This is a genomic window from Ruegeria sp. E1 (assembly GCF_056534225.1).
The window spans coordinates 199,273-210,520 of sequence record NZ_JBQFPE010000003.1; the positions used below are offsets into that span (position 1 = coordinate 199,273).

The 11,248-nt window shown below is 62.0% G+C and carries 11 protein-coding genes; 4 read left to right on the plus strand and 7 right to left on the minus strand.

Annotated features, from left to right (window positions below; all coding sequences use genetic code 11):
- The first annotated feature begins 127 nt into the window (after positions 1–127).
- Complete coding sequence (locus ACR0FG_RS04610) at positions 128–1,075, plus strand: L-threonylcarbamoyladenylate synthase (RefSeq protein WP_480890597.1); 948 nt, start codon at positions 128–130, stop codon at positions 1,073–1,075.
- Here ACR0FG_RS04610 and ACR0FG_RS04615 read toward each other — a convergent pair.
- Entirely contained in the window at positions 1,072–1,626 is a 555-nt protein-coding gene (locus ACR0FG_RS04615) for a YqgE/AlgH family protein (RefSeq protein WP_170712560.1), read from the minus strand. The genes ACR0FG_RS04610 and ACR0FG_RS04615 overlap by 4 nt on opposite strands.
- Positions 1,627–1,774: 148 nt before the next feature.
- On the opposite strand from ACR0FG_RS04615, the gene ACR0FG_RS04620 reads away from it, so the two are divergent.
- Positions 1,775–2,587: a protein-disulfide reductase DsbD domain-containing protein gene (locus ACR0FG_RS04620; protein WP_480890600.1), complete on the plus strand. Its 813-nt coding sequence runs from the start codon at positions 1,775–1,777 to the stop codon at positions 2,585–2,587.
- 31 nt (positions 2,588–2,618) lie between these two features.
- The gene (locus ACR0FG_RS04625; protein WP_480890602.1) at positions 2,619–3,041 is read left to right on the plus strand and encodes an NUDIX hydrolase; all 423 of its coding nucleotides are present in this window, start codon (positions 2,619–2,621) and stop codon (positions 3,039–3,041) included.
- Here ACR0FG_RS04625 and ACR0FG_RS04630 read toward each other — a convergent pair.
- The 6 genes from ACR0FG_RS04630 to ACR0FG_RS04655 all read right to left on the minus strand — a co-directional run bounded on the left by ACR0FG_RS04630 (position 3,008) and on the right by ACR0FG_RS04655 (position 10,505).
- Positions 3,008–6,409: an efflux RND transporter permease subunit gene (locus ACR0FG_RS04630; RefSeq protein WP_480890604.1), complete on the minus strand. Its 3,402-nt coding sequence runs from the start codon at positions 6,407–6,409 to the stop codon at positions 3,008–3,010. The genes ACR0FG_RS04625 and ACR0FG_RS04630 overlap by 34 nt on opposite strands.
- Before the next feature lie 5 nt (positions 6,410–6,414).
- Positions 6,415–7,869 (minus strand): efflux RND transporter periplasmic adaptor subunit, encoded by a 1,455-nt coding sequence (locus ACR0FG_RS04635; protein WP_480890607.1) that lies wholly within the window; start codon positions 7,867–7,869, stop codon positions 6,415–6,417.
- A 106-nt stretch (positions 7,870–7,975) separates the two neighbouring features.
- A complete protein-coding gene (moaB, locus tag ACR0FG_RS04640; RefSeq protein ID WP_480890609.1) occupies positions 7,976–8,518 on the minus strand; it encodes a molybdenum cofactor biosynthesis protein B in 543 nt (180 codons plus the stop codon).
- Positions 8,519–8,524: 6 nt separating this feature from the next.
- Positions 8,525–9,145 carry a LysE family translocator gene (locus tag ACR0FG_RS04645; protein ID WP_480890611.1) on the minus strand — a complete coding sequence of 207 codons (621 nt, stop codon included), beginning with the start codon at positions 9,143–9,145 and terminating at the stop codon, positions 8,525–8,527.
- Entirely contained in the window at positions 9,142–9,741 is a 600-nt protein-coding gene (locus tag ACR0FG_RS04650; protein WP_480890613.1) for a metallophosphoesterase family protein, read from the minus strand. The genes ACR0FG_RS04645 and ACR0FG_RS04650 overlap by 4 nt, the downstream gene beginning before the upstream one ends.
- On the minus strand, positions 9,738–10,505 hold the full coding sequence (locus tag ACR0FG_RS04655) for a uracil-DNA glycosylase (protein ID WP_480890615.1): 768 nt from the start codon (positions 10,503–10,505) through the stop codon (positions 9,738–9,740). Before ACR0FG_RS04655 ends, ACR0FG_RS04650 begins: the two co-directional genes overlap by 4 nt.
- Positions 10,506–10,550: 45 nt before the next feature.
- On the opposite strand from ACR0FG_RS04655, the gene ACR0FG_RS04660 reads away from it, so the two are divergent.
- Entirely contained in the window at positions 10,551–11,204 is a 654-nt protein-coding gene (locus ACR0FG_RS04660; RefSeq protein WP_480890617.1) for a scavenger receptor class F, member 2, read from the plus strand.
- Positions 11,205–11,248: the final 44 nt, after the last annotated feature.

The window sequence follows — 11,248 nt, forward strand, 5'->3', positions numbered from 1 at the left end:
CGGGGCTGTTTGACGGGGTTTTACGTGCGGGCTTGGATTCCGCAAGCCCCGCCGGTATGTGTCTGGGCTGGCACGATTACGTACCTGTCCTTATGTTGCAATCAACCAAAACGCGGCGTCACCAAGCATGATCCCTTATCGCACCGAATATCTGCCCGCCGACCCCGTCGGGCTGGAACGGGCTGCTGATATGCTGCGACAGGGCCTGCTGGTCGCCTTCCCGACCGAGACGGTTTATGGCCTTGGCGGAGATGCCCGCAACGGCGAAGCCGTCGCCGCGATTTATGCCGCCAAGGGGCGGCCCAGCTTTAACCCTCTGATCGCGCATGTGGCGTCGGTCGAGGCGGCACAGCGGTTTGTGGAATGGTCGGATCAGGCCCAGATACTGGCCGACAGGTTCTGGCCCGGTCCGCTGACACTGGTTCTGCCGTTGCGCGACAGACATGGCGTTTCATCTCTGGTTACGGCCGGGCTGGATACGCTGGCCGTGCGTGTGCCCGCCCATCCGACAGCGCGCGCCCTGTTGCAAGCCGTTGACGGGCCGGTTGCGGCCCCTTCGGCCAATCCGTCAGGCCGGATCAGCCCAACCACTGCGGAACACGTTCGCGCGGGGTTGGACGGGCGGATTGCGGCCATTCTGGATGATGGTCCGTGCGGGGTTGGTCTGGAATCAACCATCGTTGGCCTTGCCGGAACGCCCACGCTACTGCGCCCCGGTGGCGTGGCTTTGGACCAGATCGAGGCGGCGTTGGTCACACCTTTGCACAGTCATCAATCGGGTGATTTGCTGACCGCCCCGGGACAGATGCAATCGCACTATGCGCCCGAGTCATCCGTGCGTCTGAATGCCGAGGCGCGTCAAGGCGATGAGCTTCTGCTGGGTTTCGGTCCCGTCGACTGCGACGCGAATCTGTCAGCCGCTGGCAATCTGAACGAAGCCGCCGCCAATTTGTTTGCAGCATTGCACGAGTTGGACAGATCAGGCCGCCCGATTGCCGTGACCCCGATCCCTGATCACGGACTGGGCGCGGCGATCAACGATCGGCTGCGCCGCGCGGCGGCACCGCGAGACTAAGCCCGTCCGGCGCTGGCCGACAGGGTCAGCGGATCGACGCCCAACGTGGCCAGAGCTGCCTCCCACTTTTGATCATCGGGCAGGTCATAGACCAGCTTCGGGTCCGCATCCGTGGTCAGCCAGCCATTCATGGCGATCTCATCCTCAAGCTGATCGGGGCCCCAGCCGGAATAGCCCAGCGCCACCATCGCATTCAGCGGACCCGTGCCCGAGGCAAGGTCTTCCAGCACATCCAGCGTTGCGGTCATGCTGAAATCGGTGCTGATCTGCATCGAATGCAGATTGGCCTCATAATCCGCCGAGTGCAGGACGAATCCCCGCGACATCTCGACCGGGCCACCGAAATGCACAAGGCGTTCGCCAACCACCGGAATGCGGCAGGGGATATTGAGCTGCTCAAGCAGGGTCTTGATCCGCAGATCTGACGGCTTGTTGATGATCAGCCCCATCGCACCGTCTTCGGCATGGCTGCAAATATAGACAACCGAGTGTTCAAAACGCGGATCGCCCATTCCGGGCATTGCAATCAACAGTTTTCCGGTCAGGTCCATGTGACGAGGTCTCTTGTCTCGGCTACCCTGCAACAATGGCCCTGTCTGGCCCGGAATGGCAAGGGATCAGCCGGGAATCTGGCAGATTTCATCGCAGTGACCTGAACGTGACTTGGCAATCGCGTCCGCAAGGCGCATTTTAAGTCCCATGTTGAGTTTCTGGAAACCGGCCTCTGCCGCCCTGACCGCCTGTCTGTGCCTTGCCACCCCTGCCTTTGCGCAGGGTGTCGAACAGCTTGTTCAGCTTGAAGTGCTGGATGGCGGGAAATCGTCAAACGGCACCTATCAGGGTGCGCTTCGGCTGACCCTGAAAGACGGGTGGAAAACCTATTGGCGCGCGCCGGGGGATGCGGGCATCCCCCCGCAATTCGACTGGAGCCGGTCTGGCAATGTGGGCAATGTCGAAATCATCTGGCCCGCGCCGGGTGTGTTTGATCAGAACGGGCTGCAATCGATCGGCTATGAGGATCAATTGGTTTTACCCGTAAAGATCACCCCGAAGAACGCAGCCAAGCCGGTGCGGTTGCGCGGGCAAATGGATCTGGGCGTCTGCAAGGATGTCTGTGTTCCGGGACGGCTGGATTTTGATCACACGTTGGATGCGCAGGCGGGTCGGAACCCGGCCATTGCAGCCGCATTGGCCCAGCGCCCCTATTCCGCGCGTGAGGCGGGCGTGGCTGCCGCCGCCTGCCATCTGAAACCGACAAGCGACGGGATGCAGATCGAGGCGCATATCAGGATGCCCTCGGCGGGCGGTTCCGAGGTGGCGGTGATTGAACCCGGCAACCCCACGCTTTGGGCGTCGCAGGCCGAAACCAGCCGTCAGGGGGATACGCTGATTGCAAGGTCCGAGGTAATCAGCGCCTCGGGTAGCCCATTTGCGCTGGACCGGTCCGAGGTTCGGATCACGGTTCTGGGCGCGAGCCACGCGGTTGATATCGTCGGGTGCAGCGCTGGCTGATGTAAGGCACCCTGCTCCCAAGATTGGCGCTTTGGCCGTCGTCCTGCATCAGGATCAGGTTCTGCTGGTGCAGCGTAGTAAACAACCGGACGCGGGCCTATGGGGGTTTCCCGGTGGCCATGTCGAATGGGGCGAAACCGTGCTTGAGGCTGCTGCGCGGGAATTGCTGGAAGAAACCGGCGTCGTCGCGCAGCCCCTGCATTATATCGACAATCTGGATTTGCTTGGCCGCGATGACGCTGGAAAGGTGCTGACGCATTATTTGCTTGTGGGTGTTTTGTGCCGATACCAGACCGGCACACCGGTTGCCGCTGATGACGCGATGGATGCGCGGTGGTTTCCTAATGATCAAATCCTTCGGGGTGATCTGCAAATGAGCGCGCGCGTCCCGGATTTGCTGTCGCGGGCGCTTGAGGGTGATCAGGAATTCACCCGCCCCGACAGCCGCCCATAGAGCAGGCCCGAAACAGCTACGCCCAGAACCAATATGATTGCGGCCCCGGCGGCAAAGAGGCCAAAGCCCATGCGCAGAATGCTCAAGCCCTCGTCGCCCGGATAGAACCCGGACAACAGGCCAAGCGGGGCGCCTGAGACTGCAGGCCAGACCATCGACACACCCAGCCACAGGGCAAGGGCCACACCCGTGGCGGTCACGGCCCCCTGCACCACGCGATCCGGGGCGCGCAGGGCGCGGCGCATCGCTGTCATGGGGCGTGATACATCGTTCAGAATGGCCAGCAGCGCGGGAACCAGAAGCAGCACCAGCAGCATCCCGAAGCCCAGCCCATAGACCAGCGTAATCACCGTTGGTTTCAGAAACTGCGCCTGTTGTGAGCCTTCATACAGCAGCGGGGTCAACCCAAGCACCGTTGTCAGGGTGGTCAGCATCACCGGTCGCAATCGATCAGCCGTGCCCTCGACGATCGAAGGCACAAGCCCGCGTTCCTGTTGATAGCCGTCAATCGTGGTCACAAGCACAATCGAGTCGTTGATGATAATCCCCGTCATGCCCAGCAGACCAACCACTGTGAACATGCTCAGCGGCACATCCCAGACGTAGTGACCCCAGATCGCGCCGACCAGACCAAAGGGAATGATCGCCATCACCACAAGGGGCCGTGTCCAGCTGGCAAAGACCCAGGCCAGCACCAGATAGATGCCGGTCAGACACAGGATCAGGCCAGTGCGCGCCTCGGACAGAAATTCATCCTCTTGTTCGCTGAGCCCCGCCATGCGCCATTCGACCTGACGTTCGGCGGCAATATTGGGGAGGATTTCCTCGCGCATGGCGCGCGCAATTTCGGCGGCCTGTGTGGGGTCATCCTCGGATATGTCGCCGTTGACGGAAATCACCCGCAAACCATTCTCGCGCCGAACTGTCGAGAAGCCGGATTTCTGCTCAACCGAGACAATGTCGGCCAGCGGCACATAAACCCCATCCGGGGTGCGCATCAGGGTGCGTTCCAGGAAATCTGCCGTCAGTTCCCCCTCTGGCAGTTCCACGCGAATCTCGGCGCTGCGCGGGCCGTCGGGGAAGGTGGCGGCCTCGATCCCGTTCAGGCGGTTGCGCAGCACGCGGCCAAGCGTTTCGATGCGGAAACCCAACGCCTCGCCCTGCGCGGTCAGGTCCAGAATGAACTCTTCCTTGTCATAGGCCAGATTATCTTCCAGCGCGGAGACTTCGGCGTATTTCGACAGCTCGGTCTGCAGATCCTCGGAGGCCGATTTCAGCGTGTTCACATCCGCGCCATAGAACTGCACGTCGATCGCATCGCCACCGGGACCGGACCGCCAGCCGCGGAAGCTGAGCAGTTCGACCTTGGGATGGCGCGCCACGAAATCCTGCAGCTCGCCGACAAATTCAAAACTGGAATAGGGGCGCAGATCGGCGTCGATCAGTTCAATCGAAATGCCGCCCAGAAGATCGCTATCCTTGCCCTCGGCAGCCGCCAGACCAAACCCGGCAGAGCCGCCAACCTCGGCCAGAACATAATCGATGGGGTTGCGGCCATGGCGTTCTTCGTAAATCTCGCCCAGTTCCTCGGTCGCGCGCTGCATCATGTGCATCATTTCCAGCGTATCGGCGCGGGTCGCGCCTTCGACCATGATGAAGTTGCCTGTGACCGAGCCACGCTCGGGCGCGTTGAAGAACCGCCAGTTCACGTCGCCCTTGATGAAAAGCGCGATCTGGCTGGCAAGGATCACCACCATCACCGCCACAACCACGTAGCGCGCCCAGACGACCCATGCGATCAGCGGGCGGAACAGATTATCCCGCACCCAGCGAAAGCCCCGGTTTACCACGCGGTTGGGCAGATCATACCAATGTTCCTTGGCCGAATGCGCAATGGCATGGGCCATGTGGTTCGGCAGGATCAGGAAACACTCGATCAGCGATGCTGCAAGAACCGCGATGACCGTGAAGGGAATATCACGGATCAACTCTCCGAACCGGCCACCCACCAGTGTCAGGCCAAAAAAGGCGATCACAGTGGTGATCGTGGCCGCAAAGACCGGCATTGCCATACGACGCGCGGCATTCTCGGCGGCGACCATCGGTGCCTCGCCCAGACGGCGGGCGCGGAAATCGGCGTGTTCGCCCACGACGATGGCATCATCCACCACGATCCCCAGCGTGATGATCAGGCCGAACAAAGACACCATGTTGATCGACAACCCGCCCAGATACATCAGCGCAATTGCAGCGGACATGGCGACCGGGATACCGGCGGCCACCCAGAAGGCGATGCGGGCGTTCAGGAACAGAAACAGCAGGCAGACCACTAGCCCCAGCCCGACAAGGCCATTGTCGACCAGAATATCCAGACGGTCCGTGATGGCCTGCGCGCGGGTTCGGATCAGTTCGATCGTGATCCCCTCGGGCAGGCTGGCCTGCATGTCCAGAACCACATCCTCGACCGTGTGCTGGATTTCGATGGCATCGCCCAGATTTGAGCGATCCACGCGCACGGACATAGCCGGGTTTTCGCCAACAAAATAGCTACGGTCGCGGGTGACGCCTTCGACCCTGATCTGGGCCACATCGCCGATGACCAGCTTTGATCCATCCGCAAAGGTGCGCAGCGCGATGCCTTCAATCTCTTCGGGCGTGCGCTTTTCCGCGCCAGTCCGGATGCGGGCATTCGCGCCGGTTACATCGCCTGCCGGGCTTGCCGTGACCTCGGCCGCGATGGCATCAGAGATCTCGGACAGGGTGATGTCATTGGCGATCAGTTGCGCGGTCGGTACCTCGACCACAACGCGCGGGGCGGCCAAACCCCGGATCGTAGTGCGGGTCACGCCAACAGCAAACAGGCGACTGATCAGCTCGTCAGTGAACTTTGCCAGTTGTTCCGCCTCGATCGGGCCGGTGATGACCACATCCGTCACCCGGTCGCGCCAAGCACCGCGCCGGATGGTGGGTTCTTCGGAATCGGCGGGCAGGTTGTTGACGCCATCAACGGCGGTCCTGACCTCTTCGACGGCGCGGGACATGTCCCAGTTGGGCTCGAACTCAAGCCGAATGCGTGCGGACCCTTCGCGTGAGGTCGATTCGGTGCTGGCCACCCCTTCGACGGCCAGCAGGGCAGGTTCCAGCAATTGCACGATGCCGTTGTCGACGTCTTCGGGGCCAGCCCCGTCCCATTCGACGTTCACATCTACACGTTCGAGGATCACGTCCGGAAAGAACTGCGCCCGCATGTTGGGGATGGCCGCGGCCCCGAGAACCAGCATCACCAGAAGCAGCAGGTTCGCAACGGTTCGGTGGCGGGTGAAGTAACTGAGGATGCCGCCTGCCGCGCCGGGGATTTCACGCATCATCGGGCCTAGCCTCCGGCCCGGTTTTCAAGGCGGCGCACCAATGAGGCCGGAACACTGTCCTTGCTGAGTTGCCCCAGCACCCGATCCTTGACCGCTTGCGGCATCCGGCGGCTGGCCTCGACCTGCGCTACGAAGCGCGCGCGCTGCTCGTCAGTCAGTTCGACCATCTCGGGTTCGGCTGCAGCACCGGGTTCGGCCCGCAGCGGGCGCACCCGCACACCCGAGCCCAACAGAGGCGTCCGACCAATGACAACCTCGCGGCCCGCCAGTCCCCTGCCGCGTAACAGCACTTCGTCGCCCTGACGGCGTATTAGCTGCACCGGCAGCGCCTCCAGCCGGTCGCTCTCACCCAGCAGCAGAACGTTGCCAGTGGCATCCAGAACCGAGGAGGGCAGGCGCACCACATTGTCCAGCGCCTGCTCCTCGACCGTGACAGTCACGAAATCCCCCGGTTTAAATCCCGGCGCGTCATCCAGACGGGCATAGACCAGCCGCCCGGTTTGCCCTTCACCCGCCGAGCCGCTGTCGCGGCTGATCCGGCCCGTTGCGGTCAGGTCAGTTCCCGTTACTTCCAATGACACGGTAACTGGCGCGTTGATCAATTCGCCTGCATCATCCAACAGCCGGACATATTGCGCGGTCGAGACGCGAAACGCCACCTCAAGCGCGTTGGGGTCGACCAGTTCGGCCAGTTTTTCGTTCGCCGAGACCAAGCGGCCTTCGACCAGAGTGACCCCAGTCAGCGTACCCGCAAACCGGGCATGGATCGTCATATCGTCCAGATCACGCTCGGCCCCGTCCAGCGCGATCCGGGCGCGCGACAGCAGCGTTGTGGCCTGATCCACCCGTGATTCCGCCTGTGCCAGCGCGATCCGTCTGGACAGCACCACCTGCTGCGCCGACGTGGCGGCCAGTTCAGCCTCTTCGACGCTGGCCGCCGCCCCGACACCGCGTTCCTGCAGGTCGCGTTGGCGTTGCAGGGCGCGTTCGCGCAATTCAGCCTGCGCTTCGGCGGATTTCAATTCGTCCTGCGCCAGCAGCAACGAGCGCTCCGCGTCGCGTTCTTCGAACTGCGCGTCCAACAGATCGGATTTGGCGCGGTCGAGTGCGGATTGCATATCGGCCGGGTCCAGTTCGACCAGCAACTCTCCGGCGGTCACGGTGCCGCCATCCTCGAAATCATCGGCCAGTGACACCACGCGACCGCCCAAAGCGGCGCGCAGTTCCAGACGGCGGCGGCTTTGTACCTGCCCAAAGGCTTCGAGATAGGGTGTGACTGTTTCAGGCTCGGCGGTGCGGACGCTGACGGCAAAGATACGTTCGCGCGCTGCGGGCGGTTGTGTATCGCGGTTCAGCACATCCTGAACCGCGCCGGTGATCATCTGCACCGCCACCAGCAACAGGCCCAACGTCAGAAACGCCAGGAATACCCCAACAAGGCTTTGCCTCAGAAATCGCATATATCAATCAACTCCGGTCGCATATACCGCCTGACTCAAATGGTAGCCGGGCTGCGCAAATTGCCAAGCCACAATACGTTCATGAGATGTTATACGTACGCTCAGTCTACTTCCGTCGCAGATGTTCGTCCAATCGGGGCAGTATTTCCACGAAATTGCAAGGGCGGTGCCGGTAATCGAGCTGTTTTTCAAGGATTGCGTCCCATGCATCCTTGCAGGCACCGGGGCTGCCGGGCAGTGCAAACAGATAGGTGCCGCCCGCGACACCCCCCGTAGCGCGGGATTGCACTGCCGATGTACCGATCTTTTCCATCGACACCATGGTGAACACGGTACCAAAGGCGTCGATTTCCTTTTCATAGACATCCCGGTGCGCCTCGACCGTCACGTCGCGCCCCGTCAGACCGGTGCCGCCGGTTGAGATCACGACGTCGATCTCCGGGTCCGCCACCCAAAGGCGCAACCGTGCGGCAATCTCGGTGCGTTCGTCCTGAACGATCTGGCGGTCGGCAAGGATGTGACCCGCCTTTTCGAGCCGGTCCACAAGGATTTGGCCCGAGCGGTCTTCGTCAAGCGAGCGTGTGTCGGATACGGTCAGAACCGCGATACGGATCGGTATGAATTCAAGAGTTTCATCAATGCGCGACATGAGGCATCAGGCCCTTTCCATGATGGCCAGCCGGATCGCCAGCGCGGCAAAGATGCCGCCCGTGAACCAGCCCAGAATGCGCGAGGCGCGCGGGTTCGAGATCAGCACTTTCCCCGCGCCTCCGGCAAAGACGCCGACCAGCGCGTTCACGACAAAGCCGCTGGCGGCGATGATCAGGCCAAAGGTCAGGAATTGGCCCAGAACCGAGCCGATGGCGGGGTCAACAAACTGGGGAATAAAAGCCAGCACAAACAGGATGACCTTGGGGTTCGTCAGATTCACCAGCATCCCGTCGCGAAAGGACGACCGTGTCGGCTTGGCCGGACCATTCGCCGACATCGCGCCGTGGCGGATCGCGCCCCAGGCCAGATATAGCAGATAGGCAACACCGACCCAGCGGATCACATCGAACAGCCACGGCAGCGCCGCAACCGCAGCGCCAAGCCCAAGACCCGCCAGCAGAACGTGAACCATGGATCCGGCGGATATGCCCGCGCTGGCTGCGACGGCAGATCTGCCGCCTGATCGCAGCCCCTGTCCGAAACAAAACATCATGTCGGCACCGGGCGTCAGGTTCAATGCGATGGCAGCGGGCACAAATGCCAGGAGGGTTATGGTTTCGATCATTCCCCTACCTCAAACCAGTTGACCTTTGGCCCCAGATTAGCCACCTGCGTCCGCCCGATCTGCCCGCGATAGCCCCAGCTGTCGTGGATATGACCGCAGAACGCCAATTCGGGCTGCAACCGTTCAATCGCGTCCCTGATGGAAACGGACCCAATCGAGATCCCTTGCGAGGTCGTGTCGCCATGCCCTTTGGGCGGAGAATGCACAATCAGGATATCCGCGCCGTCGCATCGCGCCAGCAACTCGGCGGCCTCACCTTCGGTCAGGTCGCAGGACCAGTCGCCGAAGGGCGTGACCGGCACGCCGTAGCCCAGCCCGAACAAGCGCAACCCGTCCAGAGTCATCCCGGTTCCGTGCAACACATGTACACCATCCGGTGCAGCATCCATCAATTCCTCGGCGCTTTCGGCGTTGCCGGGCACCAGAACCAGCGGAGCGGATATATCAGACAGCATGGCCATCGCGTCATCCAGACCTTGCCGTCCGTTGCAATAGTCCCCGGCACCGATCACCAGATCAGCCTCGGCGCTGGCGGCGACCAGATCCGCGGCGCGGCTGCGCGCAAGATGCAGGTCGGAAAAGGCCAGAACTTTCATGCGCCCGCCTCCAGCCGTGCCTTGAGTTCCAGAAGGTCCGCCCAAGCCTGCCGTTTCATCTGCGGCTGACGTAGCAGATAAGCTGGATGGAACATCGGGATCACCGGCAGATTCAGCGCCTGATCCCAGTTGCCGCGCAACCGCGTGATGCCGCGTTTGCCCAGCACCGCCTGACAGGAAATATTTCCCATCACCACCAGAACTTCTGGCTTGGCTAAAGCGATATGACGTTCCAGAAACGGCTTCATCATGCCGATCTCTTCCGGTTTCGGATCACGGTTCTGCGGTGGCCGCCATGGCAGCACATTGGTGATATAGACGTTTTCCGTCCGATCCAGATCAATCGCCGCCAGCATCCGGTCCAGCAATTGTCCCGCGCGTCCGACAAAGGGCTTGCCTTCACGGTCCTCATCCCGGCCCGGAGCCTCACCAATGATCATCACGCGCGCGCCGGGGGTGCCATCGGCAAAGACCAACTGTCGCGCTCCGCGCTTGAGATCGCACAGGCCGAACGCCTCCATCGCGGCGCGCAGTTCGGGCAATGAACCGGCCCCTTTCGCGGCATGTTGCGCAACCTCTGCCGGATCGACTTTCTCAGGTGCATCTGGTGCCGGTTTTGCAGCCTCGGCTTTCTTGGGCTTCGGCGTTGTATCGGGCAAGGCAAAACGATCCACCGGCGCGTCGCCGATTGCCTCGGTCGCGCCAAGTTCGATCTGCCAGTCCAGCAGAGCCCGTGCGGTGTGAAAGTCCAGACCCGATTCCATGCCCTCAATTTAACGCCATGAGGGCTGAGGGAAAGCGAATAGACCTTGCCTTGGTCGCCCTGCGCCTCGACCATGGGCGCAACCATGCTGTTGATCCTGCGATTCCTTCTGATCGGTATGTTGCTGGCTGCGACCAGCGGCCCTGCATTTGCGCAGTTACTTGATAGACCCGGCCAATGCAGAAGCGGTCAGTTTGCCTGCGGCAGCCGCTGTTGTTCAGCTGGTCAGCGCTGCAGCTTTGACGGCTATTGCATCCAACCGGGCGGCAACTATTGCGGCGGTGGGCGTTCTTGCAGCGCGTTTGAGCGCTGCACGGCAGGCGGAACCCGCTGTGCGCCGATCGGAGGCAACAAATGTGCCTCGCGTCTGGATTGCCCCGGCGACAGTTTCTGCAACGCGCGGGGAGAATGCGAACGAAGCTCTCCCGAGTTCGACCCCGCGCCCCCGGTTACATGCGAGGACGGTTTGACCTGCGCGCGCGGATCGTCCTGCCTGCCGGGTGGCGGATGTTCGCGCCCCGGCTGGTTTTTGTGCGAAGAAACAGACTCGCAATGTCGACCGGGCTTCAAATGCTCGGCCCATCAGGGATGCGTGCCGGTCAAGGCCGTCGACTGTGGCTATGGCAAATGGTGCAAACCCGGCGAGCAATGCCTGCCCGAGGGCGGGTGCGAGAAACTGCCCGAAGGATCGGAACCTTAGGTTGCCAGCGGCGGCGCGGCTTTCTATAAGCGGCCCGATTGTCA